The 25,977-nt window shown below is 58.9% G+C and carries 24 protein-coding genes and 2 tRNA genes; 22 read left to right on the plus strand and 4 right to left on the minus strand.

Going from position 1 to position 25,977, the window contains the following annotated elements; translation table 11 throughout:
* The first annotated feature begins 36 nt into the window (after nucleotides 1-36).
* The 13 genes from folP to pnp all read left to right on the plus strand — a co-directional run bounded on the left by folP (nucleotide 37) and on the right by pnp (nucleotide 12,740).
* Nucleotides 37-882, plus strand: a complete 846-nt coding sequence (gene folP, locus G5253_RS08915) for a dihydropteroate synthase (RefSeq protein WP_139405726.1) — start codon at nucleotides 37-39, stop codon at nucleotides 880-882.
* Between the two features lie 15 nt (nucleotides 883-897).
* Nucleotides 898-2,232, plus strand: a complete 1,335-nt coding sequence (gene glmM / locus G5253_RS08920; protein WP_266134169.1) for a phosphoglucosamine mutase — start codon at nucleotides 898-900, stop codon at nucleotides 2,230-2,232.
* Between the two features lie 131 nt (nucleotides 2,233-2,363).
* Nucleotides 2,364-3,128 carry a triose-phosphate isomerase gene (gene tpiA / locus G5253_RS08925; protein WP_266134168.1) on the plus strand — a complete coding sequence of 255 codons (765 nt, stop codon included), beginning with the start codon at nucleotides 2,364-2,366 and terminating at the stop codon, nucleotides 3,126-3,128.
* A complete protein-coding gene (gene secG / locus G5253_RS08930) occupies nucleotides 3,129-3,455 on the plus strand; it encodes a preprotein translocase subunit SecG (RefSeq protein WP_266134167.1) in 327 nt (108 codons plus the stop codon).
* Nucleotides 3,456-3,462: 7 nt separating this feature from the next.
* Nucleotides 3,463-3,547: transfer RNA gene (locus G5253_RS08935), tRNA-Leu, on the plus strand.
* 92 nt (nucleotides 3,548-3,639) lie between these two features.
* Nucleotides 3,640-3,716: transfer RNA gene (locus G5253_RS08940), tRNA-Met, on the plus strand.
* Nucleotides 3,717-3,882: 166 nt separating this feature from the next.
* Entirely contained in the window at nucleotides 3,883-4,341 is a 459-nt protein-coding gene (gene rimP / locus G5253_RS08945) for a ribosome maturation factor RimP (RefSeq protein WP_005338809.1), read from the plus strand.
* Between the two features lie 14 nt (nucleotides 4,342-4,355).
* Entirely contained in the window at nucleotides 4,356-5,858 is a 1,503-nt protein-coding gene (gene nusA, locus G5253_RS08950) for a transcription termination factor NusA (protein ID WP_227341268.1), read from the plus strand.
* A gap of 20 nt (nucleotides 5,859-5,878) precedes the next feature.
* On the plus strand, nucleotides 5,879-8,572 hold the full coding sequence (infB, locus tag G5253_RS08955) for a translation initiation factor IF-2 (RefSeq protein WP_005338806.1): 2,694 nt from the start codon (nucleotides 5,879-5,881) through the stop codon (nucleotides 8,570-8,572).
* 55 nt (nucleotides 8,573-8,627) lie between these two features.
* Entirely contained in the window at nucleotides 8,628-9,065 is a 438-nt protein-coding gene (gene rbfA, locus G5253_RS08960) for a 30S ribosome-binding factor RbfA (RefSeq protein ID WP_005338799.1), read from the plus strand.
* A 1-nt stretch (nucleotide 9,066) separates the two neighbouring features.
* Complete coding sequence (gene truB, locus G5253_RS08965; RefSeq protein WP_005338798.1) at nucleotides 9,067-10,017, plus strand: tRNA pseudouridine(55) synthase TruB; 951 nt, start codon at nucleotides 9,067-9,069, stop codon at nucleotides 10,015-10,017.
* 144 nt (nucleotides 10,018-10,161) lie between these two features.
* The gene (gene rpsO / locus G5253_RS08970) at nucleotides 10,162-10,431 is read left to right on the plus strand and encodes a 30S ribosomal protein S15 (RefSeq protein WP_005338797.1); all 270 of its coding nucleotides are present in this window, start codon (nucleotides 10,162-10,164) and stop codon (nucleotides 10,429-10,431) included.
* A 167-nt stretch (nucleotides 10,432-10,598) separates the two neighbouring features.
* On the plus strand, nucleotides 10,599-12,740 hold the full coding sequence (gene pnp / locus G5253_RS08975; RefSeq protein ID WP_266134166.1) for a polyribonucleotide nucleotidyltransferase: 2,142 nt from the start codon (nucleotides 10,599-10,601) through the stop codon (nucleotides 12,738-12,740).
* Between the two features lie 226 nt (nucleotides 12,741-12,966).
* Here pnp and G5253_RS08980 read toward each other — a convergent pair whose 3' ends face one another.
* Nucleotides 12,967-14,055, minus strand: coding sequence for a ketoacyl-ACP synthase III (locus G5253_RS08980; protein WP_266134165.1), 1,089 nt, complete (start codon nucleotides 14,053-14,055; stop codon nucleotides 12,967-12,969).
* A gap of 225 nt (nucleotides 14,056-14,280) precedes the next feature.
* Here G5253_RS08980 and G5253_RS08985 point away from each other — a divergent pair, with 225 nt between their 5' ends.
* From G5253_RS08985 to G5253_RS08995, 3 genes are all read left to right on the plus strand, one after another.
* Complete coding sequence (locus G5253_RS08985; RefSeq protein WP_266134164.1) at nucleotides 14,281-15,222, plus strand: LysR family transcriptional regulator; 942 nt, start codon at nucleotides 14,281-14,283, stop codon at nucleotides 15,220-15,222.
* A 127-nt stretch (nucleotides 15,223-15,349) separates the two neighbouring features.
* A complete protein-coding gene (locus G5253_RS08990) occupies nucleotides 15,350-15,958 on the plus strand; it encodes a LysE family translocator (protein ID WP_041207998.1) in 609 nt (202 codons plus the stop codon).
* Between the two features lie 97 nt (nucleotides 15,959-16,055).
* Nucleotides 16,056-17,915, plus strand: a complete 1,860-nt coding sequence (locus G5253_RS08995) for a peptidase U32 family protein (RefSeq protein ID WP_266134163.1) — start codon at nucleotides 16,056-16,058, stop codon at nucleotides 17,913-17,915.
* Nucleotides 17,916-18,000: 85 nt separating this feature from the next.
* On the opposite strand, the gene G5253_RS09000 is transcribed toward G5253_RS08995, so the two are convergent.
* Both G5253_RS09000 and G5253_RS09005 read right to left on the minus strand, forming a co-directional pair.
* Nucleotides 18,001-18,474, minus strand: a complete 474-nt coding sequence (locus tag G5253_RS09000; RefSeq protein WP_266134162.1) for a methylated-DNA--[protein]-cysteine S-methyltransferase — start codon at nucleotides 18,472-18,474, stop codon at nucleotides 18,001-18,003.
* Complete coding sequence (locus G5253_RS09005; protein ID WP_266134161.1) at nucleotides 18,471-20,009, minus strand: AlkA N-terminal domain-containing protein; 1,539 nt, start codon at nucleotides 20,007-20,009, stop codon at nucleotides 18,471-18,473. The genes G5253_RS09000 and G5253_RS09005 overlap by 4 nt, the downstream gene beginning before the upstream one ends.
* A 411-nt stretch (nucleotides 20,010-20,420) precedes the next feature.
* Between G5253_RS09005 and G5253_RS09010 the strand changes: the two genes are divergently transcribed.
* From G5253_RS09010 to G5253_RS09035, 6 genes are all read left to right on the plus strand, one after another.
* Nucleotides 20,421-20,810 (plus strand): type IV pilin protein, encoded by a 390-nt coding sequence (locus G5253_RS09010; RefSeq protein ID WP_266134160.1) that lies wholly within the window; start codon nucleotides 20,421-20,423, stop codon nucleotides 20,808-20,810.
* Between the two features lies 1 nt (nucleotide 20,811).
* Nucleotides 20,812-21,231, plus strand: coding sequence for a GspH/FimT family pseudopilin (locus G5253_RS09015; RefSeq protein WP_042656730.1), 420 nt, complete (start codon nucleotides 20,812-20,814; stop codon nucleotides 21,229-21,231).
* On the plus strand, nucleotides 21,228-21,620 hold the full coding sequence (locus tag G5253_RS09020; protein ID WP_042656731.1) for a type IV pilus modification PilV family protein: 393 nt from the start codon (nucleotides 21,228-21,230) through the stop codon (nucleotides 21,618-21,620). The genes G5253_RS09015 and G5253_RS09020 overlap by 4 nt, the downstream gene beginning before the upstream one ends.
* Nucleotides 21,614-22,162, plus strand: a complete 549-nt coding sequence (locus G5253_RS09025; protein WP_042656732.1) for a PilW family protein — start codon at nucleotides 21,614-21,616, stop codon at nucleotides 22,160-22,162. The genes G5253_RS09020 and G5253_RS09025 overlap by 7 nt, the downstream gene beginning before the upstream one ends.
* The gene (locus G5253_RS09030; RefSeq protein ID WP_266134159.1) at nucleotides 22,159-23,790 is read left to right on the plus strand and encodes a DUF7305 domain-containing protein; all 1,632 of its coding nucleotides are present in this window, start codon (nucleotides 22,159-22,161) and stop codon (nucleotides 23,788-23,790) included. Before G5253_RS09025 ends, G5253_RS09030 begins: the two co-directional genes overlap by 4 nt.
* Before the next feature lie 94 nt (nucleotides 23,791-23,884).
* The gene (locus tag G5253_RS09035) at nucleotides 23,885-24,286 is read left to right on the plus strand and encodes a VOC family protein (protein ID WP_182962982.1); all 402 of its coding nucleotides are present in this window, start codon (nucleotides 23,885-23,887) and stop codon (nucleotides 24,284-24,286) included.
* 118 nt (nucleotides 24,287-24,404) lie between these two features.
* Here G5253_RS09035 and G5253_RS09040 read toward each other — a convergent pair whose 3' ends face one another.
* Nucleotides 24,405-25,883 carry a carboxypeptidase M32 gene (locus tag G5253_RS09040; RefSeq protein WP_266134158.1) on the minus strand — a complete coding sequence of 493 codons (1,479 nt, stop codon included), beginning with the start codon at nucleotides 25,881-25,883 and terminating at the stop codon, nucleotides 24,405-24,407.
* Between the last annotated feature and the right edge of the window lie 94 nt (nucleotides 25,884-25,977).

Here is a 25,977-nt window from a genome sequence, read left to right on the forward strand (position 1 = left end):
TTGCCCGGGGTTTTTCTTTATCAGATGGACGTGAAAATGCAGTTAACCAGCAAGGGGCTCAGCCTCTCCCTCGATCGTCCCCATGTGATGGGGATCCTCAATGTGACGCCCGACTCCTTCTCTGATGGCGGTAATTTCAACCAGTTTGAACGGGCAATGGCCCATGCGCGCCAGATGGTCTCTGACGGTGCGACCCTCATCGACATCGGTGGCGAGTCAACCCGCCCTGGTGCGCCCGATGTGAGCGAGCAGGAGGAGCTGGACAGGGTCATTCCTGTCGTGGAACAGATGGTCCGTGAGCTGGATGTGATGATCTCCCTCGATACCTCCAAAGCGGCGGTGATGCGGGAGGGTTGCAAGGCGGGAGCCCATCTGATCAACGATGTGCGGGCACTGCAAGAACCTGGAGCACTGCAAGCCGCGGCCGAAGCTCGGGTTCCGGTCTGTCTGATGCATATGCAGGGGCAGCCGAGAACCATGCAGGTCGAGCCGCACTATGACGACCTGATCGGGGAGGTACGCGCCTTCTTTGATGAGCGTATTGCGGCTTGTCTGGCGGTCGGGATCCGTCGTGAAGAGCTGTTGCTGGATCCGGGATATGGCTTTGGCAAAACCCTTGCACACAACTATCAGCTGTTGGCGGCTCAAAAGGAACTGCTTGATTATGGCTTGCCGCTATTGGTGGGGATGTCGCGAAAGTCTATGATAGGCAACCTGCTGGGCCGTCCGGTGGATGAGCGTCTGGCGGGCAGTCTGGCATGCGCCCTTATCGGCATGCAGCATGGGGCCCGCATCATCAGGGTACACGATGTACGGGAGACCATGGACGCATTGCGCGTCGGTTGGCTGGCAATGACGGGACAAGATTTTATTTCCAAATAATAAAGAGAACAGACAATGGCAAGAAAGTATTTCGGTACCGATGGTGTGCGCGGCAAGGTTGGCGAATACCCGATCACCCCTGATTTTGTAATGAAATTGGGTTGGGCTGCCGGCAAAGTGCTCTCCAAGAAGGGCACCAAAAAGGTGCTGATTGGCAAAGATACCCGCATCTCCGGTTACATGCTGGAATCCGCGCTGGAAGCGGGGCTCTCCGCGGCAGGCCTTAAAGCCATTCTGATGGGGCCCATGCCCACGCCGGCGGTTGCCTACCTGACTCGCACTTTCCGTGCCGAAGCTGGCATCGTCATCAGCGCTTCCCACAACCCCTTCTACGACAACGGCATCAAGTTCTTCTCCGCCGATGGCACCAAGCTGCCCGATGATGTCGAGCTGGCTATCGAAGCCGAGCTGGATCACGAGCTCAAGTGTGTCGAGTCTGCCGAACTTGGCAAAGCGGTGCGCATTGATGATGCTGCCGGTCGCTATATCGAATTTTGCAAGAGCACCTTCCCCTCCCACATGAATCTGGATGGGGTGAAAATGGTGGTCGACTGTGGCCACGGCGCCACTTACCACATTGCGCCTTCGGTTTTCCGCGAGCTGGGTGCTGAAGTGATCACCATGGGCTGTGCCCCGGATGGTCTCAACATCAACGATGGTGTCGGTTCGACTGCGCCTGACGCACTGGTTGCCAAGGTACTGGAGTGCAAGGCCGATCTGGGGGTTGCCTTTGATGGCGATGGTGACCGTCTGATCATGGTTGACCATACCGGTTATCTCATCGACGGTGACGAAGTGCTCTATATCATCGCGCGCGATGCCCTGCGCAATGGTCGCCTCAAAGGCGGTGTCGTCGGCACCCTGATGGCCAACATGGGTCTGGAGCTGGCGCTGCAAACTCTGGGCATTCCGTTTGCTCGTGCCAAGGTGGGTGACCGCTATGTGCTGGAGATTATGGAAGAGAAGGGCTGGCGCATCGGTGGCGAGAACTCCGGCCACATTATCTGTCTTGATCAAACCACTACGGGTGATGGCATCGTAGCCGCTTTGCAGGTGCTCACTGCCATGCGCAGTGCCGAGATGCCGCTTGTCAAGCTGCGCTCCGGCATGAGCAAGTTCCCGCAGGTACTAGTGAATGTTCGTTTTGCCGAAGGCAAGGATCCGCTGGCCGCGGATGCTGTCATGGCTGAGGTTGCCAAGGTGGAACAGGAGCTGGCTGGTCGTGGTCGCGTACTGTTGCGCAAATCAGGTACCGAACCGCTGATCCGGGTCATGGTCGAAGGGGAGCATGAACAGCAGGTGCGTGACATGGCCCAGCGCATCGCCAAGCAGGTTGAATCGGCGTTTTAATGAACAGCTAGGGCGGCTTTTTAGCCGCTCTGGTTGTATCTTGTTCAAACGATTCAAAAATTTAAAAATAGCACTTGTCAGCTGAGCATCCTCTGGATATTATCAGCCCCGCTTTCGCAAGGGAGTTGCCGATGGGACATCGCAAACCGTTTGTAGCAGCAAACTGGAAGTTGCACGGTAGTAGGTCGCAGTTAGAGCAGTTTACGAGTCAGTGCCTGAACGGCGTCGACGGAAAAGTAGATGTGGTTCTCTGTCCTTCCCATGTGCATCTCGACTTTAGCGCTTCACTGCTCAACGAGCAGAAAGTAATAAAGTTGGGGGCTCAGAATGTGAGTCAGCACGCGACTGGCGCTTACACTGGAGAAATCTCGTGTCAGATGCTGGTTGAGGCAGGGTGTCGTTACGTATTGGTAGGGCACTCCGAGCGCAGGCGTCTCTTTGGTGAGACCAGTTTTATCGTCGCAGAGAAGTTCGCGGCAGCCAGAGCGGCAGGCTTGATTCCCATCCTGTGTTTAGGTGAATCAGGTGCGGCGAGGCAGGCGAGAAGAGCCTTCGAGGTGATCGCTGAAGAGCTGGATATCGTCATAGAGAAAAATGGCGCGATGGCTTTCGATAATGCTATCATCGCCTACGAGCCGATTTGGGCTGTAGGTACAGGTAAATGCGCCACACCCGAGCAGGCACAAGAGGTTCATTCCTTTATACGTGGTCGCTTGGCGGAGGATACTCCGGTAATAGGTGAGAAAGTTAGGATCATCTATGGTGGGAGCGTAACGCCGAGCAATGCGAGAGATTTGTTTGCCCAACCCGACGTAGATGGCGGCTTGATTGGCAGAGCGAGTCTTGATAGCGATGCGTTTTTAGGAATTGTTGAAGCGGCAAAGGGTGCAAGTTAAATGTACGAGATTCTTTTAGTCGTTTATCTGCTGGTTTCACTGGCTCTGATTGGTCTGGTGATGATTCAGCAAGGTAAAGGGGCTGATATGGGCGCCTCCTTCGGCGCAGGGGCATCGAATACCGTATTCGGCTCCAGTGGTTCAGGTAGCTTCCTGACCCGAACAACAGCGATTTTGGCTACTCTGTTTTTCGTAATCAGCTTGCTGCTAGGTTCAATGTCCAGCAACAAGGCAAAGCAGGGTAGTGAATGGGAAAATCTGCAACAAACCAAACAGGTTGAGCAGTCCAAAGCGCCAGTGAAGAAAGATACTGACGTTCCCGAGTAAGAGTTTTGCCGTGGTGGTGGAATTGGTAGACACGCTATCTTGAGGGGGTAGTGCTCTAGGGTGTGCGGGTTCGAGTCCCGCCCACGGCACCAATTAAGCAGTGAACTCGGGAAACCGAGTGTATTATAGCCAGTCAGTCTTGTATCGAGAGAGTGAAGTGGCTATAATCTCGCACGATTTCGGACGCGGGGTGGAGCAGCATGGTAGCTCGTCGGGCTCATAACCCGAAGGTCGTCGGTTCAAATCCGGCCCCCGCAACCAAATTTCACGCATTTCCTACGCTCAGGAAGGCGGTCGCTGCGAGGCGACAATCAGGGTAAAGCGCCAAGCCCCGATTTGACATCGGGGCTTTTTGTTATGTGCAATTTACTCTGAATCGATATCTATCTGGGCTTTATGCCCTTTTTTTGTTTTTCGGAGGGTGACTTTGGCTACGTTGGAACAACGTTTGACCGATCTGCTCGAGGCTCCGGTCGTTGCCTTGGGTTTTGAACTTTGGGGTATTGAGTTTATCCGCGCGGGTAAACACTCCACCTTGCGTGTCTATATTGACGGCGAGCAGGGTGTGACTGTCGAGAACTGTGCTGAGGTCAGCCATCAGGTTGGCGCCATCATGGACGTCGAAGATCCCATCACCGAGGAGTACTACCTCGAGGTATCCTCCCCAGGCCTGGATCGTCCCCTGTTCAAGGTTGCCCATTTCGAAAAATACGTTGGCCAAGAGGCGGCGGTAACGCTTCGGATGGCAACAAACAACCGCCGCAAGTTCAAAGGCGTAATCAAAGCTGTGCAAGGCGACATGATCACCCTGACAGTAGATGGTAAGGACGACGTGTTGGCTTTCACCAATATCCAAAAAGCGAACATAGTGCCGAACTTTGGTTAACGAGGCTATCGGATATGAATAAAGAGATTTTGCTGGTCGTTGACGCAGTATCCAACGAGAAAGCGGTACCCCGCGAGAAGATCTTCCAGGCTCTGGAAACCGCGCTGGCGACTGCGACCAAGAAGAAATATGAAGGCGAGATTGAAGTTCGGGTCGAAATCGATCGCAAGACCGGTGACTACGACACCTATCGTCGCTGGCTGGTAATCGCAGATCAAGCCGCGATGGAGAACCCTTACGCCGAGATTACCCTGGAAGCTGCTCAGATTGATCAGCCGGATATCCAGGTCGGTGAATATGTTGAAGACCAGATTGATTCTGTCACCTTCGACCGTATTACTACCCAGACCGCCAAGCAGGTTATCGTGCAGAAAGTGCGCGAAGCGGAGCGTTCACAAGTAGTTGATCAGTTTAAAGATAAAGAAGGCACCATCATCAGTGGTGTCGTCAAGAAGAGCAACCGCGACAACGTCATTCTGGATCTGGGCAGCAATGCTGAAGCCGTGATCTTCCGTGATGACATGCTGCCGCGTGAAACCTTCCGCCCGGGCGACCGTGTCCGTGGCCTGCTCTACGCAGTACGTCCAGAAGCCCGTGGTTCCCAGCTGTTTGTCAGCCGTTCCAGCCCGGACTTCCTGAAAGAGCTGTTCCGTATCGAAGTACCGGAGATCGGCGAAGAGATGATCGAAATCATGGGCGCTGCCCGTGACCCGGGTTCCCGCGCCAAGATCGCGGTGAAGACCAACGATCGTCGTATCGACCCGATCGGTGCCTGTATCGGTATGCGTGGTGCCCGTGTGCAAGCTGTCTCCGCAGAGCTGAGCGGTGAGCGTGCAGACATCGTGCTGTACGATGACAACCCGGCCCAGTACGTGATCAATGCCATGGCTCCTGCCGATGTGGCCTCCATCATCGTTGATGAAGACAACCACACCATGGATATCGCCGTGGAAGCTGCCAACCTGGCCCAGGCCATCGGTCGCAATGGTCAGAACGTGCGTCTGGCCTCCCAGCTGACCGGTTGGGAGCTGAACGTGATGACCGTTGAGGACATGCGTGCCAAGCACCAGGCCGAGAACGACCGCATCATGAACCTGTTCACCAGCACCCTGGATATCGATGACGATTTCGCCGGTCTGCTGATGGAAGAGGGCTTCTCTACCCTGGAAGAGATCGCCTTTGTACCGGTCAACGAGCTGCTGGCTATCGACGGTCTGGATGAAGACATGGTCGAAGAGCTGCGCAAGCGCGCCAAAGATGCCCTGACTACCAAGGCACTGGCCAAAGAAGAGTCTTTCGATGGCGTCGAGCCGTCCGAAGAGCTGCTCAATCTGAACGGTCTGAGCCGCGAACTGGCTTACGCTCTGGCGGGCCGTGGCGTGGGCACCCTGGAAGATTTGGCTGAGCAAGGTATCGATGACCTTGCTGATATTGAAGGGCTGACTGCCGAGAAGGCAGGTGAGCTCATTATGGCTGCTCGCAATATCTGTTGGTTCGGAGAAGAGCAGTCCGAGTAAGATCAAACGGAGGAAAATGAATGGCAGAAGTATCAGTCAAACAACTTGCCACTGACATCGACACACCGGTTGATCGTCTTCTCCAGCAGTTTGTCGATGCCGGTATCAGCAAGAGCAAGGCCGACGACATGGTCAGCGAGTCTGAGAAACAGGCTCTGCTGGCACACCTGAAGAAACAGCATGGAGGTGACGAGGTCGCCGCTCCTGCCCGCATGACCTTGCAGCGCAAGACCAAGAGCACCATCAGTGTTCAGGGTACTGGCGGCAAGAACAAGGAAGTGCAGGTAGAAGTGCGCAAGTCTCGCACCTATGTAAGACGCTCGGCGCTGGAAGATGAACAGCGTCAGGCGGAAGCCGAGGAAACAGCGCGTTTGGAAGCAGAAGAAAAAGCTCGTCGCGAGGCCGAAGAGAAGGCTCGTCTCGAAGCTGAAGAGAAGGCTCGCCGTGAGGCTGAGCAAGCTCGTCGTGAAGCTGAGGAAAAGGCGCGGATCGAGGCACAATCAAAGGCTCGACAGGCTTCACAGCCCGCCAAAGCAGCCAGTAGCACAGCTCAGCAAGAGGCAGAAAAGATGGCCAAGCGCGAAGCAGAAGAACTGAAGCGCCAACAGGAACAAACAGCTTTGAAAAAAGCTGAAGAACTCGCCGCGAAGAAAGCCGAAGAGGCTCGTCTCATGGCGGAACAGAACGCAGCCCGCTGGGCTGAAGAAGAGGCCGCTCGCGCCAAAGAGAGCAGCGACTACCATCTGACCACCAACAAGCATGCGCAAGCCGCAGAAGACGAGTTGGATCGGAAAGAAGAGACCAGCCGCCGCACTGCCGCAGCTGCCAAGGCACCGAAGAAAGCCGGTCGTCGTGAAGATGATCGCGACTCTCGCAACCCGCGTGCCCGCAAAGGCAAGCGCGGCAAGGTCGCCATGCCGAACGCCATGAAGCACGGCTTCAACAAGCCGGCTGCCGTGGTGAACCGCGACGTCGTCATCGGCGAGACCATCACTGTGGCCGAGCTGGCCAACAAGATGGCCGTCAAGGGCGTTGAAGTCATCAAGGTGATGATGAAGATGGGTGCCATGGCCACCATCAACCAGGTGATCGACCAGGAGACCGCTCAGCTGGTCGCCGAGGAGATGGGTCACAAGGTTGTGCTGCGTCGTGAGAACGAGCTGGAAGAGGCGGTACTGTCCGATCGTGACGAGACCTCCGAAGCCAAGCCGCGCGCACCGGTCGTGACCATCATGGGTCACGTTGACCATGGTAAGACCTCGCTGCTCGACTACATTCGTAAAGCCAAGGTTGCTGCTGGCGAAGCCGGTGGTATTACCCAGCATATCGGTGCTTACCACGTCCAGACTGACAGTGGCATGATCACCTTCCTGGATACTCCGGGTCACGCGGCGTTTACCTCCATGCGTGCTCGTGGTGCCAAGGCGACCGATATCGTTGTTCTGGTTGTTGCAGCTGACGACGGCGTGATGCCGCAAACCATCGAAGCTATCCAGCACGCCAAGGCTGCCGGTGTACCGCTGGTTGTTGCGGTCAACAAGATCGACAAGCCGGAAGCGGATCCGGATCGCGTCAAGACCGAACTGGCCCGTTACAACGTCATGTCCGAAGATTGGGGTGGAGACTGCCAGTTCGTGCACGTATCCGCCAAGTCTGGCGAAGGCATCGACGACCTGTTGGAAGCCATCCTGATCCAGGCTGAAGTACTGGAGCTGAAAGCGGTGGTTGATGGCATGGCCAACGGCGTCGTGATCGAATCCTTCCTGGATAAAGGTCGTGGTCCGGTTGCTACCGTACTGGTACAAGAAGGTACTCTGCGTCAGGGCGACATCGTTCTGTGTGGTCTCGAGTACGGCCGTGTTCGCGCCATGCGTGACGAACTGGGTCGCGAGATCAAGGAAGCGGGTCCGTCCCTGCCGGTGGAAATCCTGGGTCTGTCCGGCGTACCCTCTGCCGGTGACGAAGCCACCGTTGTCCGTGACGAGAAGAAAGCCCGTGAAGTGGCGCTCTATCGTCAGGGCAAGTTCCGCGAAGTCAAGCTGGCTCGCCAGCAGAAGGCCAAGCTGGAAAACATGTTCGCCAACATGACCGAGGGCGAAGTGTCCGAAGTGAACGTGGTGATCAAGGCCGACGTACAAGGTTCTGTGGAAGCGATCTGCGATGCGCTGGTCAAACTCTCCACCGACGAAGTGAAGGTGAAGATCGTGGGTTCCGGCGTAGGTGGTATCACCGAAACCGACGCGACCCTGGCTGCTGCTTCCAGCGCCATCCTGGTTGGTTTCAACGTCCGTGCCGACGCATCTGCGCGCAAGGTCATCGAATCCGAGAGCCTGGATCTGCGTTACTACTCCGTCATCTATGACCTGATCGACGAAGTGAAGCAGGCCATGAGCGGCAAGCTGGCCCCTGAGTATCGTCAGGAGATCATCGGTCTGGCTGAAGTGCGTAGCGTCTTCAAGTCTCCGAAGTTCGGCGCTGTTGCCGGCTGTATGGTTACCGAAGGTGTGGTCAAGCGTTCCAACCGTATCCGCGTTCTGCGTGACAACGTGGTTATCTATGAAGGCGAGCTGGAATCCCTGCGCCGCTTCAAGGATGACGTCAACGAAGTTCGCAACGGCTACGAGTGTGGTATCGCGGTCAAGAACTACAACGACGTGCGCGAAGGCGACCAGATCGAAGTTTACGAGACTGTTGAAATCCAACGGACTCTGTAAGCCGAGAGTTAGACAAAATAGGGGGCCGCGGCCCCCTTTTATCGCAGGATAGAATATGGCCAGAGAATTCAGCCGGACCCGTCGGGTCGGACAGCAGATCCAGCGTGAAATCGCGCTGATCCTGCAGCGCGAGGTGAAAGACCCGCGCATCGGCATGGTGACTGTTTCCGATGTGGAAGTGTCCCGTGACCTCAACTATGCCAAGATTTACGTCACCTTCTTGCAGCTGGAAAATGATGCCGAGCGCATCAAGGAAGGCTTGCAGGGTCTGACCGAAGCAGCCGGATATATCCGTAGTCTGCTGGGCAGTGCCATGCGTCTGCGCGTGGTGCCCGAGCTGCGTTTCTACTACGACCAGACCCTGGTCGAAGGGATGCGTCTCTCCAACCTGGTGACCAACACTGTGCGTGAAGACAAGCGTCGCATGGCCGAATCCGGCCGTGACGAAGAAGCTGAATCAGCACCGGATGACACGACTGAGGATAAAGCCTGAGATGACCCGAAGACGTCGTTTCAAGGGCCGTGATGTGCACGGCATTCTGCTGCTGGACAAGCCGACCGGCCTGACCTCCAACGATGTGTTGCAGAAGGTCAAGCGTATCTACAACGCCGCCAAGGCCGGTCACACCGGCGCACTGGATCCGCTGGCGACCGGCATGCTGCCGATCTGCCTCGGCGAGGCCACCAAGTTCTCCCAGTATCTGCTGGAAGCGGACAAGCGCTATGAGGTGACCGCCAAACTGGGCGAGCGCACCAACACCAGCGACTCCGACGGTGAGGTGGTCTCCACCCGTCCGGTGAACGTGGCTGTCGGTACCCTGATCGAGGCGCTGGACCAGTTCCGCGGTCCCATCATGCAGGTGCCCTCCATGTACTCCGCGCTCAAGCACAACGGCCGTCCGCTCTACGAATATGCCCGCGAAGGCATCGAGATTGAGCGTGAAGCCCGTCCCATCACCGTATTCGAGCTCAAACTGCTGAGCTTTGAAGGTGATGAAGTTCGCCTTGAAGTGCACTGCAGCAAGGGCACCTACATCCGCTCTCTGGTGGATGATCTGGGTGAAGTGCTGGGTTGTGGCGCCCACGTGACCCAGTTGCGCCGTACCCAGGTGGCCAGCTATCCGTACGAGCGTATGCTGACCCTGGAGCAACTCGAGTGCATCTTCGAGCAGGCCAAGGCCGAGAGTATCCCGCCGCGCGAGCAGCTGGATCCGCTGCTGCTGCCGATGGATACCGCCGTGGCAAGCTTGCCCGAGGTGAACATGCTGGCGGTTGTGGCTGCCTATGTGAATCAGGGCCAGGCCGTGCAGGTGGCAGGTGCGCCGCAAAGCGGTCAGGTTCGCATGACGGTCGGCCCGGAGCGCGAGTTCATCGGGGTTGGCGAGATTGATGATGATGGCCGCGTCGCTCCCAAGCGACTGGTGCGTTATCACGACGAGGAGTGATCCTCAGGCGGTATCAGCGCGTCTTTCCCGTTTCGCCTCTTTATCGTTGCGAAAAGGGGCGGGGGCGATTATGATACCGCCCTCATTTCACGGCTGAATTAGAGATTGGCTGTGAACCTTTAAACACTCTACTGGAGTATTACCATGTCTCTAAATGCTGAGATCAAAGCTCAAATCGTTGCTGACAACGCTCGTTGCGCCAACGACACCGGTTCCCCCGAAGTGCAAGTTGCCCTGCTGACTGCCCAGATCAACCATCTGCAAGGTCACTTCAAAGAGCACTCCAAGGACCACCACGGTCGTCGCGGTCTGCTGCGCATGGTTTCCCAGCGTCGTAAGCTGCTGGACTACCTGAAGCGTAAAGATTCCGAGCGTTATGCAGCTCTGATCGCCAAGCTGGGTCTGCGTCGTTAATCGACCATCAGATTTCGCGAAAAAGGGGAACCGTCAGGTTCCCCTTTTTTATTGCTCTTCAAGCCGTTGTCTGCCTCACAGAATTCGCGTCGCCGCTTACCTTTTGCATCGAATCAAGTATACTTGTGCGCGAATTTAAAGAGCCAAATTGTAAAAAGGAAATTCACGTGAATCCTATTGTAAAGTCATTCCAGTACGGTCAACACACCGTCACTCTGGAAACCGGTGTGATGGCCCGTCAAGCCACTGCGGCCGTTATGGTCAGCATGGACGATACCTGCGTATTTGTGACCGTAGTCGGCAAGAAAGAGGCCGATCACGGCCGTGATTTCTTCCCGCTGACCGTCAACTACCAGGAGCGTACCTATGCTGCTGGTCGTATCCCGGGTGGTTTCTTCCGTCGTGAAGGCCGTCCGAGCGAAGGCGAGACCCTCATCTCCCGTCTGATCGACCGTCCTATTCGTCCGCTGTTCCCGGAAGGCTTCCTCAATGAGGTTCAGGTCGTTGCGACCGTAATGTCCGTGAATCCGGCCGTATCCCCCGACATCGTTGCCATGATCGGTGCCTCTGCTGCACTGGCCATCTCCGGTATCCCGTTTGGCGGCCCGATCGGTGCTGCTCGCGTGGGTTACATGAACGGTCAGTATGTGCTGAACCCGACCACCACCGAACTGCCGCAGAGCGATCTGGATCTGGTGGTTGCCGGTACTGCCAATGCCGTGCTGATGGTTGAGTCCGAAGCGGCCATCCTTTCCGAAGAAGTCATGCTGGGCGCCGTGGTATACGGTCACGAGCAGATGCAGACCGTGATCAATGCGATTAACGAGTTTGCAGCTGCCGTCGGCACCAAGCCGTGGGACTGGACTCCGCCTGCCGTCAACGAAGCTCTGAAAGCCAAGGTTGCCGAGCTGGCGAGCGCCGAACTGGGTGAAGCCTACCGCATCACCGAGAAGGCAGTTCGTTACGAAACCATCGCAGCCATCAAGGGTCGTGTGGTTGAGCAAGTTATCGCTTCCGGCGTGGAAGAAGATGCCAAGAAGATCGGCGAAGAGTTCCACAGCCTGGAAAGCCGCATCGTTCGTGGTCGCGTAGTACGTGGTGAGCCGCGTATCGATGGTCGCGATCCGGAAATGATCCGCGCCCTGAGCGTAGGTACCGGTATTCTGCCCCGTGCTCACGGCTCTGCCCTGTTCACTCGTGGTGAAACTCAGGCCATCGTGGTCGCCACTCTGGGTACCGAGCGTGACGCCCAGAACATCGACGAGCTGACCGGCAACCGTGCCGATCGCTTCATGCTGCACTACAACTTCCCGCCATACTGTGTCGGTGAGACCGGCATGATGGGTAGCCCGAAGCGTCGTGAAATCGGTCACGGCCGTCTGGCCAAGCGCGGCGTTGCTGCCGTGATGCCGAGCGCCGCCGAGTTCCCGTACGTGGTGCGCGTGGTGTCTGAAATCACCGAATCCAACGGCTCCTCCTCCATGGCGTCTGTCTGTGGTTCCTCTCTGGCGCTGATGGATGCCGGTGTGCCGATCAAGGCCTCCGTTGCCGGTATCGCCATGGGTCTGGTGAAGGAAGAAGAAGGTTTCGTCGTGCTGTCCGACATCTTGGGTGACGAAGATCACCTGGGCGACATGGACTTCAAAGTAGCCGGTACCACCGAAGGTGTGACCGCGCTGCAGATGGACATCAAGATCGAAGGCATCACCAAAGAGATCATGGAGATTGCTCTGAAGCAAGCTCGTGGCGCTCGTCTGCACATCCTGAAAGTGATGGACGAAGCTATCCAGGCTCCCCGTGCCCAGATCTCCGATTTTGCACCGCGTATCCACACCATCAAGATCAATCCTGAGAAGATCAAGGACGTGATCGGTAAGGGGGGGTCCGTGATCCGTGCGCTGACCGAAGAGACCGGCACCAACATCGAGCTGGATGATGACGGTACTGTACGTATCTCCGCCGTGGCCAACGAAGCCGCCATGGAAGCGATCCGTCGCATCGAGGCTATCACCGCCGAGATCGAAGTGAACCGCATCTATGAAGGTAAGGTTGTTCGTCTGGCCGATTTCGGTGCATTCGTCAACATTCTGCCGGGCAAAGATGGTCTGGTACACATCTCCCAGATCACCGACGCTCGCGTGCAGAACGTGGCTGACCACCTGACCATAGGTGACGTGGTCAAGGTGAAGGTACTGGAAGTGGACCGTCAGGGCCGCGTACGTCTCTCCATCAAGGAAGCGAACGCTCCGACTGATGCAGCCCCGGCTGCTGATGCTCCGGTTGCTGCCGAAGCGCCTGCCGCAGAGTAATCTGTCCTCCTGAACCGGATTCTCCGGTTGCATAAAAAAGTCCGGCGCCCTTTGGGGCGCCGGACTTTTTTATGCGCTGAGGCTCATCACGCCGAAGTTGGCTCTCTGCTCAGGATGTGGTGGGCATTGCCGGAGCATCAAGAGGTCAGGTTAGAAAAGTATCGCGAAGGGGGAGGGAGAACGGGGTGGGAGAAAGGAGCCTGAGGATTCAGGCTCCTGATAAGGATCAGGCCTCGTTGGCGTGGGCCTTCTGACACCCTTCGACGGCGTGAGCAATCAGTTCCAGTGCGCTCTGGTCGCAGGGTGGCAGCTCGGCCTCGCACTTGTTGATAGGGGTAACACGATCGCCCCACTTGATGATGGCGGCCCCCCAGGTCAGGCCGGCACCGAAAGCGGCGGTCAGCAGATAGGAGTTTGGCTGGACACGGCCCTGCTCCAGCGCTTCGCACAGGGCGATGGGCACGGTAGCGGCGGAGGTGTTGCCGTAGTTTTCGATGTTGACCATCACCTTCTCCATCGGCGCATTCATCCGCTTGGCGAGGGTCTCGATGATGCGGATATTGGCCTGATGGGGGACGATCAGGTCGATCTGCTCCGGCGCAATACCTGCCTGCGCCAGCACAGTGCTGGTGGCCTCACCCATGCCGCGCACAGCACGTTTGAAGATCTCCGGTCCTTCGAAGTTGAAGGTGAACAGGCCATCGATATCGGCAAAACGCACCCGGTCGGTACCGAAGTTCGGTACATGCAGGATCTCCCGCGCTTCGCTGTCGCAACCCAGCTTGTTGGCGATCAGGCCACACTCCTGCTCGCTTGCCTCTATCACCACGGCACCGGCACCATCGCCAAACAGTACGGCGGTATCGCGGCGTGCCCAGTCCAGCAGGTAGGTGAGGCGCTCGGCGCCAATCACCAGCACCTTCTTCATCATGCCAGTCTGCACCAGCGAGGTAGCGACGGAGAGGGAGTAGACGAAACCGGTGCAGGCCGCATTGAGGTCAAAAACGGCGGCGTTGACGGCGCCAAGCTTCTTCTGCACTGCAGAGGCTGCGCTTGGCAGCAGGTTGTCCGGGGTGGCGGTGGCCAAGATGATGCCATCGAGATCGCTGGCTTCCAGACCGGCGCAAGCCAGTGCGCGGCGACCGGCCAGGGTGGCGAGATCCGAGGTGCTGACGTGGGAGATCCGGCGGGCCTTGATGCCGGTGCGCGGATAGATCCACTCGTCTGATGTATCCATGATGGTGCTGAGGTCGTCGTTGGTCAGCACGGAGGGAGGCAGGCATTTGCCCCAGCCGGTGATATTGGCGTATTTCATCTTGTTACCGCTTCTCAAGTGGATCGCCCGCGGGCGGAAAATCGTGCAATTATGCCGTACGAGACAACCACTGTCATCTTGTGGTCATGGTTATGTGCAGGGGGCTCAGCTGTGCCATCTGGTCGCAAAGGGCTGCAACGTGCGGAACATGGCTGGAAATTTTGCTTAAAACGCGGGACTCCTCTGCCCTAAGATAGGCGTTTCACCACCGATGAGGGTATCTCCTTGCTCAGAGCCAATCTCAACTTGTTGCCGACCCTCAAGGTGCTGCTGGAGACCCGCAATATCAGTCGCGCCGCCGAGCTGTTGCACCTGAGTCAGCCCTCTATCAGCAAGCAGCTTGCTCAACTGCGCAGCGAGTTTGATGACGAGTTGCTGGTGCGGGAGGGGCAACGCTGGCTGCTGACGCCACGGGCCGAACTGTTGGCCGCCCAGCTGGCGGATTCTCTCGGTGCGCTGGAGCGACTCTACGAGGCGCCCGGATTTGACCCGAGCCGCTGCGAGCGGGTGTTTCGGCTCGCCTCTTCTGATTATGTGGCCCAGCATATCCTGCCGGACATCTGTGCTGCACTCGCCAAAGAGGCGCCGTTGGCGGCGCTGGAGTACAGCCTTTGGGACAAACGTCAGCTGCCGCAACTGTGGCAGTCGGAGCTTGATCTGGTCTCCACCATCACCGAACAGGTGCCGGATCAGATCCGCGGTCTGCATCAGGGGGAAGATCGGCTGGCGGTGTTGATGGGATGTCACCATCCGCTGGCAGGCAAGGCGCTGAGTCTCGATGACTATCTCGCCTGGCCTCACCTGCAGGTGAGCGGCGGTGGCGACAAGGACAGCCCGGTGGAGCAGGTATTGGCGCCGCAGGGACTGAGTCGGCGCTGGTTTGCCAGAGTTCCCTTCTTTCAGGCTGCGGTGGAGGTGTTGTTGCGCACCGATTGCCTGATGACCACTCCGGCTCATATCGCCTGGCAGCTTTCCTGCGGCCATGAGCTCACCTTTGTCGATCTGCCCTTTGCTACCCGCGACCAGCAGTATCATCTGCTGTGGCATCAGCGCCACCATCAGGATCCGGCCCACCGCTGGTTTCGCGAGCTGGCCTACCCCTTCCTGCGGGATCACCTGCAACGCACCGTTGGCGAGAGTCGCAAGCAGCTCGATCTCGGTGGTTAGCCCCGGTCAGTTGTGTGGCGCTATAGCCATGGGTTATGGGTTCTATTCATAACTTTCACTACTGGCATAATGGCTCAGCCCGTACCCTGAGTGCAGGTCATTATATCGAGCGCAAAAGAGGAAAAGCATGGAACTGACGAGTTGGCTGGCACTGGCCGCAATCTGCGTGATGGGCGCCATCAGCCCGGGGCCGAGCCTGGCACTGATCATCCGCAACACTGTGCAGGGCGGGCAGGGGCATGGCGTCGCCACCGCGCTTGGCCACGGCCTCGGGGTTGGTATCTATGCGCTGGTTACCGCGCTTGGCCTCTCGATCCTGATCACCCAGACCCCGATCCTGTTTGATCTGATCCGCTACGGCGGTGCTGCGTTTCTCGCCTGGCTCGGGGTGAAAGCCCTGCTGGCAAAACCAGCCAGTGGTGAAGCGAGTGAAGAGGTGCACCAGTTGCGCGGTCGGCAAGGGGCCTTTGAAGGTTTTATGGTGGCCTTCCTCAATCCCCAGCTGGCGGTCTTCTTCATCGCCCTGTTCAGCCAGTTTGTGCGGGCCGATACCGGCTGGAGCGAAGGGGGCATCATGATGCTCACCGCTGGCGGGATCGATGCCGTCTGGTACGTGCTGGTGGCACTGGTGCTCTCGCGCGGGCCGGTGCTGGCGTGGCTTAAAGCCAAATCCTTTGTGATCGATAAGGTGAGCGGCCTGGTGCTGCTGGGACTGGCACTCAAGGTGGTTATCTAATCCTGTATTTCGCAGATACCTTAAGCGGGATCAAGGCACGCGGGTGGTGAATGGGCTAGAGTAGCGGCCATTTGCTGTCCGCCCTGATCCCGAGACCATGCACCAGAACAAGCACCCGTTAAGCCACAACAACCGGTTGGAGCTGCTGGCTCCGGCCAAGAACCTCGCCTACGGCATCGAAGCCATCAACCATGGTGCCGATGCCGTCTACATGGGGGGGCCGGCCTTTGGCGCCCGCAGTGCGGCGGGCAACTCCATCGAGGATATCGAGGCGCTGGCGCGCCACGCCCACCGTTTCGGCGCCCAGGTCTTTGTCGCCTTCAACACCCTGCTGCACGATCACGAGCTGGAGCAGGCCCGGCGGCTGACCCACCAGATCTACGAAGCCGGTGCCGATGCGCTCATCGTGCAGGATATGGGACTGCTGGCGCTGGATTTGCCTCCCATCGCGCTCCATGCCAGTACCCAGACCGACAACCGCACGCCGGAGAAGGTGAAGTTTCTGCAGGATGTGGGTTTCTCTCAGGTGGTGCTGGCGCGCGAACTGTCTCTTGCGCAGATCCGCGAGATCAGTGCGGTGACCAATGTGCAGCTGGAGTTCTTTATCCACGGCGCGCTCTGTGTCTCCTACAGCGGCCAGTGCAATATCAGCCATGCCCGTACCGGCCGCAGTGCCAACCGTGGCGAGTGTGCCCAGCTCTGTCGCTTGCCCTGCTCGTTGCAAAAGCCGGACGGTGAAGTGCTGGTGGCCGACAGCCACCTGCTGTCGCTCAAGGATATGGATCAGACCGACAACCTGGAGGCCTTGATCGAGGCGGGGATCCGCTCCTTCAAGATTGAAGGGCGCCTCAAGGGGCTCGACTACGTCAAAAACGTTACTGCCTGGTATCGCCAGAAGCTGGACGCCATTCTCGATAGTCGCTCCGATCTGGTCGCAGCCTCGGCGGGTCGTTGCAGCTACAGCTTCACGCCTGACCCCAAGAAGAGCTTCAACCGCGGCAGCACCGATTATTTCCTCCATGGCCGCAAGCAGGGGATCGATTCCACCAAAAGCCCAAAATATGTGGGCGAACCGCTGGGGCGTGTCACCAAGGTGACCCGTGACGGTATCGAGATTGACGGCAAACAGGTCACCCTCAACAACGGGGATGGTCTGGGCTTCTTCAAGCCGAACAACGAGCTGGTGGGGATGCGTCTCAACAAGGTCGAAGGTAAGCAGTTACTCCTGTCAGAGCGTATGCCGGGGTTGAAGGTGGGCACCGAAATCTACCGCAACCACGATCAGGCGTTCAGCAAGATGCTGGAGAAGGCGAGCGCGGATCGCCGCATCCGGGTCGATATGGTGCTGGCAGAGTGCGATGAGGGCGTGATCCTCACGCTCACCGACGAGCAGGGCATCAGTGCCGCAGTGGTCTTGCCTTGCGACAAACAGCCTGCCGACAACCCGGAGCGGGCGTTGCAGCAGGCGCGGGATCAACTTGGCAAACTCGGCAATACCCTGTTTGTGGCGCGCAAGATTGAGTTGGCATTCACTCACCCGCTATTTATCGCCGCATCAAAGCTCAACGGCTTGCGCCGGGATGGTATCGCCGCGCTGGAGGCCGCACGCGTGGCCAGCTACCAGCGCCCGGAGCGGCGCATTGCCCTGCGCGATGTCAGCTATCCCCAGCACCGTCTCTCCTACCTTGGCAATGTGCTGAACAGCGCGGCCGAGCAGTTCTTCCGCGAACATGGGGTGGAGCGGATTGCTCCCGCCTATGAGGCGAACAAGGAGGAGCGGGAAGTGGTGCTGATGATCACCAAGCATTGCATCCGCTATAGCCAGAACCTCTGTCCGAACGAGGTACCCGGTCTCAAGGCCGAGCCGCTGGAACTCAAGATGGGTAAAGACACCTTCCGCCTGCGTTTTGACTGTAACCGCTGTGAAATGCATGTGATGGGCAGCCTGAAACGCTGATCAAACAGCCCCTTTCTCAGTCAGGAAAGGGGCAATTTTTTATCGCAGGCGCTCTACTCAGACTCCTTTAATCGCCCACCTCCCTTTAATTGCCCCTCTCCAGCGCCAGCAGCGCTTTTTTAATCTCCAATCCCCCCGCATAGCCGGTCAGGCTGCCGTTTTGGCCGATCACCCGATGGCAGGGGACGATGATCGAGAGTGGATTGCGGCCGTTCGCCGCGCCCACTGCCCGCACCGCATCGGGTTTGCCGATGGTGCGAGCGATGTCGCTGTAGCTGCGGGTCTCGCCGTATGGGATGTCGCACAATGCTTGCCATACCGCCTGCTGAAAGGCGGTACCACGGGCTGCAAGGGGCAGGGAGAAGCGCTGCAAGCGACCGGCAAAATAGGCGCCAAATTCGGCGAGGAAGGGAGCCAGCGCTTCGTGATCTTGCTGCCAGCCACTCATATCGGGCAGTGCCCTCAGGCCCGCCACAAAGTCCACGTGCACCAGACCGGATTCATTGATGGCGACCAACAGATCGCCGCAGCGGGTCGGCAGGATATCGTAGCGGATCATGGGGTTATCTCCTGTTGTTGGGTATCTGGCTGTTGTTCATTGCTGGTGGCATGGCGCAGCAAATCGGGCGCTTCACTCATGGCATGCCACAGCCAGCTGGCCGCATAGCTGCGCCACGGCTGCCACGTTGCACTTTGGGTTAACACCTCTTTCACCGGTAGTTTGGTGCCGCCGCCGAGTGCCTTTTGCAGTACCAGATCGGAGGCGGGGAAGGCATCGGTATCCAGCCCGCAACGCAGCCGCCAGTAAGCGACCGTCCAGGGGCCTATGCCCGGCAGCGCCAGCAACTGTTCGTCACTGGCTGTCGTGAGGGTCAGCTCGCCGCTGGCCAGCGCCTTCGCCACTCCACGCAGGGTACGAATGCGGCTGCCAGGCATGCCGATGCCGTCGAGATCGAGTTCGCACAACTGGGCGGGGGTCGGTAGTTGCGCCACCCCGAATTGCGCCTCGGTACGGGCTACCAGCCGCCCGAGTATGGTGATGGCCCCCTTGACCGACACCTGCTGGCCGACGATGGCGCGCAGCATCACCTCGTACTCGTCCCAGCCACCCGGCAGTCGCACGCCGGGCCAGCGCGCCTGCAAGCGGGCGAGCAGCGGTTCCTGACCGAGCTGATCGCCGATCCGCTGCATATCGGCATCGAGATCCCACATCCTGCGCACCCGATAGAGCAGATCGGGCAGCGCCGCGAGCGGCAGATCATGGACGGTGAGCTGCAGGCTATGCCCCTTGCCCTGCGCGATGCGCACCAGCGCGACCTGATCGCCGACCCGGTAGCGCCGCTCATACACCTCACCATCTACCCGCTCTAGCCCCGGGATTGCCCGCAGCCGGTAGAACGCCAGCATGGCCGCTACGTCATACGGGGGGCGGTAGGGCAGTTGCAGCGTCAGGGTTGCGCCGCGGGGCTGCGTGCTCATGTGCTCTGGCGCATGACCCTCTTGTTGGCGCAGGGAGCGCGGGGCCAGTCCGTAGGCGTTCAGCCAGGCGTCATTGAAGCGGCGGATGCTGGCAAAACCGGCGGCAAACGCGATATCTGTGATGGGGAGCCGGGTCTCGGTCAGTAGTTGTTTCGCGAGCAGCAGGCGGCGCGTCTGCTCCACCTGTTTTGGTGAGGCGCCGAGGTGCTGCTCGAACTGGCGGCGCAGGGTGCGTTCGCTGATCCCGGCCTCAGTGGCCAGTTTGGCGAGCGAGCCCTCCGCCAGCTCGCCGCGATCGATGCGTGCCAGCAGACGAGCCAGTTCAACCGGCAGATCGCCACGGGCGGCGGGGGCCAGCTCGGGGCGGCAGCGCAGGCAGGGGCGCAGCCCATACTGCTCGGCGGCCGCGGCGCTTTGGAAGTAGCGCACATTGTGCTCGTGCGGTGGCCGTGCCGGGCAGACCGGCCGGCAGTAGATGCCGGTCGAGAGCACGCCGGTAAAGAAGCGGCCATCGAAGCGAGCGTCGCGGGCGAGCCGTGCGGCGTGACACTGTTCGCGGCTGAGGGTGTTGATCACCTCATCCGGTGACGACTCTGGGCTGGGCTTTGCATTCATGGTGTTGGCGGCTTTGCTGGAATAGATGGCAAGAGAGTAAGGGGGCGCGGGGGCCGTGACTAGCCAGAAACGGACAGGAATAACAAAAGTTGGTGAAAGGTTTTTTTACTCTTTCGTTGCACGGCCGGGTTTCACTCTTCGTCACGCTGTTATTCCTGTATCGCGGCTCGGCAGAAGGGGTCATAACGGACGGGTCGTCGGCACGATTGGCCTAGCTTTATTTGCTTAGCGAGATTAGTGGCGGCGAAAACTGCTTAAAAATTAATAACAGATCACATAATTATCTTTTTTACATTGAGTGTGGCGATTTTGTGTTGTTCAATCGAGTCAGTTAATTTTTGATGATTATTAAGTCATCGCATTTGCGGCCCAGGGCCGGCCAATAACAACAACACTTGCCAAGGATGATAAGTGAACGACTGTAAGGCATGGCCCCATTGCCGGGGCTTTAGTCTGATCGAGTTGTTGATCGCCATGACGGTTGTCAGCATTCTCGCAGCCATCGCGTTGCCAGCGTATCAGGGTTATCTGCAACAGGGACGCCGTTACGAAGCGCAGCAGCAACTGCTGGATCAGGCGCTCGCCCTCGAACGTATCTATACCCAACAGGGCCGTTATCCCGACACGTTTGCCACTCCTTCCAACACGGATTTCTACCAGTTCAGCTACAGCCAGCAAGATGCTGGCGACTACCTGCTCAAAGCCATTCCAACGACGCGACAACAGGATGAGTGCGGCACTCTGACCCTAGATCAGACCGGTTATCGCGCGGCCAATCGCCATGACTGCTGGGGATCATAAGATGAACGTGCGCGGATTTACTCTGATTGAGTTGATGATCACGGTCGGCATCGCCGCTATTTTGCTGCTAGTCGGGTTGCCCTCCATGAGTCAGCGCCTCGCGGCCGAACGACTCGATCGCAGTGCGACCGAGCTCGCGTCAGCCTACCGCTTTGCCCGCAGCGAAGCGGTCAAGCTGACCCTGCCGGTGGTACTGCAGGGCACCGAGAACGGTGGCTGGGAGGTGATGGCTGACAGCAAGTTGCTGCGTCAGGCGGCAGCACCTGCTGGCGGAGTGGTGATCAAACCGTTTGAGCCGATCCGGATCGCGCCAACCGGCAGCAGCAGCCACGCCGAGATCACTCTGGCCAATCGCCTCGGTGAGCAGCGTGTACTCTGCGTGGCCCCGAGCGGTCAGCTGCTGCAAGGGAGCTGCTCATGAGACACGCCGCACTTGCCCGTCAGCAGGGGTTCAATCTGGTGGAGATCATGGTCTCCATGGTGTTGGCGGTGATGGTGTTTCTTGGTCTCGCCAAGGGGCAGGTGGTCTCGTTGCAGCAGGCGCACTATAGCCTGCAGAGCACCCTGGCCACGATCGAGGCGAGCAACAGCGTGGAGCAGATCTGGGGTTCGCTGTGCGAAGTGCAGCGCAAGCCGGAGCGGTTCACCCAGGGCGATTTTCTTGCCCGCTTCACCCTGCTCGAGGGCCACCGGCTGGTGCTACCGAACCGTTATAGCGACAACTTTGTGGTCGCTATCGAGTGGCAGGATGAGCGGGTCTCCGGCGCCAAGCGGGTGGAGCTGAACGCAGGATTTCCACCACTATGCTGAACGTTCCCTTCCGACAGCGAGGTGTCAGTCTCGTCGAGCTGATGATCTCCATGGTGCTCGGTCTGATGCTGATGCTGGCGATTTTTGCCGGTTACGTGCCCATCAAGAGCACGGTCGAGCAGAGCAAGGCGTTGGAGCAGGCGAACGAGGTGCTGCGCTTTGCCACTCTCACCTTTACCAACAGCATCAAGCAGGCGGATCAGCTGATAGCGGTCACCCCTGATCGCCTGACGCTGGCGTTCAAGGTGGAAGGGGGCAGTCAGGTGCTCTCCTGCCTTGGCAACCAGAAAACCGCCGATTTTACCGAGCAGTACCGCTTCACGCCGCCGGTACTCAGTTGCGATGACGGGGATGGCCCGCGTCTGTTGCTGGCCCATCTTCAGGATCTTGAATTCGGCCAGCAGGGTGCGTTGGTCAATATCCGCATCTTGCCCGAAGGGCTGCCCAGCTATCTGGCGCCGGGGGTCGAGGTGCAGGTGGCACGCCGCAAGGCGGTCTGGGCGGCAGCACTGGCCACATCCGGTGCAGGAGGAGCAGGATGAACAAGGGATTGCAGGGGCAGCGGGGAGCCGTATTGCTGGTGGTGCTGGTGGTGAGCCTGCTGTCGAGCCTGCTGGTGTTTACCAGCATTCAGGAGAATCAGCTGCAAACCCGCCTGAGCGGCAATTTTCACAAGAAGATCAATGCGCAGCTCAGTGCCGAGCAGGGGATGAACGACAGTTATCGCGCCCTGCATCAGGCGCTCGGCGCCGAACCACGGATAGAGTGGGATCAACTGGTGCAGAAGGTGCCTGGCAAGGGGGAAGGGGCCATGGCGGGCAGCCGCTTTCGCATCGATCAGCTGGATGCCTCTACAGGCAGCAAGTTGGCGTTGCAGAGCCATGGCCGTTATCTGGAGGGCAATGCCAGCCTCAACGCCCTGTTTGCCCTCAAGCGCGAGCCGGGCAATCTCATCTTTCAGGATTCGGTGGTGGCGTGTGAAGGGTTGAGCCTCTCTGGGAGCGGTTTTATCGACAGCTACGATTCGCGCAAGGGGGCGTACAAGGAGTCTGTTTCCGGGACTCTTAATCAGGGGCAGAACGCCAAGGTGGCGACCGTCAGCGACAAGGCCAATGTGGTGCTCGCCGGGCACTCCCCCATCTGGGGTGATGTGCGGGCGACCGGCTCGGTGACCTTGAACGGTTCTTCACCTGTTGCGGGTAATGTACTTGCTGGTGGCGACATCACCATTTCTCCCTCTGATGGGGTGGTCAGGGTTGAGGGCAGCGTAAACGGGAGTGGAAATTTTGCCTTGCAAGGGGGGCATATTGCCGGAGCTGTTGCGATCAATGGTGATGTTTCTATGGGTCATGGCACAAGCATTGCTGACGACAAGTTGAACTATGGTGGGAACGGGGCATTCCTTGATGCCAAGCATCAGAAGTATCTGGATCCCCAATACCGAACTCATCCCAAGCTACCGCCTGTGGCCGGGCAGGTGTGTGACCCGCTCAATGTGGCCGCGTTGCCCAAATCGTTCCCCCCTGCAACGCTGCCCATCAATGGCCCGCTGACGCTCGGGGCCACCCAGCAGATGGTGCTGACCACGGATCCCTCCACCGGCTCGGTAACCAGCAGCAACCAGCACAAGCCCGGGCTACCGTTCCCCGGCAAAGGGGAGCTGTTTGGCAAGGAACAGACTATTTACAAGCTCGACAGCCTCAATATGGGGGCCGATGCCAAGCTCACCATCAAGGGGGATGTGGTGCTGCTGATCGACAAGGATTTCACCATGACAGGCAGCAACAAGTTGACGGTGAGCGAGGGGAGCAGCCTGACCCTGATCGTCAGCGGCAAGGTCGATCTTGGGGCCGGTGCCGAGGTGACGGCAGCCAAACAGGGGCTGACCGCTGGCGGTACGCCCGCTATCTCCATCTATTCCGCGTATAGCGGCAAGGATGGGGTCAAGCTGTCGGGCAATACGCCGCTCTATGCCGCTCTCTATGCCCCGCTCACCGAGATGAAGATCAGCGGAAGTGGCGGTCTGTACGGGGCGGTGCGTGCCAAGCACCTGACCGAGAGCGGTGCGGGCGGTGTGCACTATGACGAGGCGCTGGGCATGGCAGATCTGGGGGACGATCAGGGGCCGCCACCGACGTTGGCACTGCGGCAGTGGCACTTTGTGCAGTGAGGCTGGCGAGCCGCTAAAAAGGATCGAATGGGGCGCGCAACTGTGAGAAGGTGGAGATCTGTCCACCAAGTCGTTCACTGTTGAGGAGTGCTCCATGCCAGGCCCAGCTCGTGCCGGTGCCCTGATCTATGCCAAGGATCCGGGCCTGCTGACCCACTTTTACCGTACTCTGCTGCAGATGGTGGTCTGCAGTCAGGATGAGCAGCTGGTGGTGCTGGAAAACAGCGATATCCAGCTGCTGATCCATGCCATTCCCGAACCTTATGCCGAGCAAGTCGTTATCAAAAGGCCCCCGGAGTTGCGGGAAGAGGGGGCCATCAAGCTGTTCTTCACCGTCGCCAGCCTCGCCTGGGCAGAAGCGAAGGCGGCGGATCTCGGCGGCGGCCTGCTGCCACAGCAGTGGACGGGGCCCGGCTTTGTGGTGCGCAACGCCTTCGACCCTGAGGGCAATATCCTGCAACTGCGCGAGTTGCTGGGTTCCCCTGATCCTCTCTGAATCCTCTCTTTTTACAGCATGGTGGTGGGGCGTGCTGTGCCATGTACAGCCATAAAAACGGGGCCCTGTAGTGGTCAACTAAAAAGGGCCCCGTTCTGCTGTTAGCTTACTGCGCTCATTACTTCAGGTAGCGCTGTTCCAGATGCTGGCGAAGCCAGTGCGGGTTGAGCGCTTCACCGGTGGCGCGGCGCACCAGCTCGTCGGTGCTGTGCAGGCTCCCCTGTGACCAGATGTTGCGCCCGAGCCAGCCGAAGATCTCCGGCAAGCGGCCCGCTGCGATCACTTCCCCCATGCTGCCCAGCTCTTTTTCGAGGGCAAAACGCAGCTGGGCGGCATACATGGCGCCCAGGGTGTAGCTCGGGAAGTAGCCGAACGAGCCGTCGGTCCAGTGAATATCTTGCATGCAGCCATTGCGGTAGTTGCCCTTGGTGGAGAGTCCCAGCCACTGCTGCATCTTGGCGTCCCACAGCTCGGGGATGTCGGTCACCTCGATCTTCCCTTCCACCAGATCGCGCTCCAGCTCGTAGCGCAGGATAACGTGGGCCGGATAGGTCACCTCGTCCGCATCGACCCGGATAAAGCCCGGCTCGACCCGGCTGTAGAGCTTGGCCAGATTGTTCGGTGCAAATGCCGCCTGCTCGCCGAAGTGGTGACGAATGCGTGGTGCCAGCAGCGCGAGGAAGGCGGGATGATGCCCCAGCTGCATCTCGCAAAACAGGCTCTGGCTCTCGTGGATCGCCATGGAGCGCGCTTCGGCCACCGGCTGACCCAGCAGATGGCGCGGCAGCCCCTGTTCGTAACGGGCGTGGCCGGTCTCGTGCACTATGCCCATCAGGCTGGAGACAAACTCCTGCTCGTTATAGCGGGTGGTGATCCGCACATCGGTCGGCACGCCGCCACAGAAGGGGTGACTGCTCACATCGAGCCGGCCGTGGGCGAAATCAAAGCCGAGCAGCCCCATTACCTCCTGACCGAGCGCTTGCTGGGTCGGTATGGGGAAGGGGCCTTGTGGCAGCAGCAGGGCATCGCCCTTCTGCTGTTCACTCACGGTCTGGATAAGAGCCGGCAGCCAGTTGGCGAGATCGCCGAAGATCTGATCGAGCCGTGCGCTGGTCATGCCCGGCTCATAGAGGGCCAGCATGGCGTCGTAGGGGCGCACGCCAAGCGCATCGGCCCGCAGCTGCGCCACGTCACGGGAGAGTTTCACCACCTCCTCGAGATTGGGGGCAAAACCGGCCCAGTCGTTTTGCTTGCGCTGGCTGCGCCAGGCGTGTTCGCACTTGCTGCCAGCCAGCGACAGCGCTTCGACCAGCTCACCGGGCAGCAGGCTGGCATCTTGCCACTGGCGCTTGATCTCGCCGAGGTTGGCCCGTTGCACTTCATCCAGCGTCTCACTCTCGGCCTTGGCAATCCAGTCGCCCAGCTCGGGAGCAGTGCGCTTCTGGTGGATCAGCAGACCGAGTTCGGCCATCGCTTCGGCGCGAGCATCGTTGCCCCCTTCCGGCATCATGGCCGCCTGATCCCAGCCGCAGATGGCGGCGAGGTGGCTAAAGCGGTGGATCTGCTGCTGATGTTGTTCAAGCTTTTGATATGACATGGGATTGTCCTTGTTATCGTCCCTGATGGTATGCCGCCCCGTACCTGGCATGCTCGGGGCCGTTCGATGCTAACACCGCCGCTGTATAGTTGAC

Origin of the sequence: Aeromonas sp. 602658, assembly GCF_049173005.1 — a bacterium.
Classification (GTDB): domain Bacteria; phylum Pseudomonadota; class Gammaproteobacteria; order Enterobacterales; family Aeromonadaceae; genus Aeromonas; species Aeromonas veronii_A.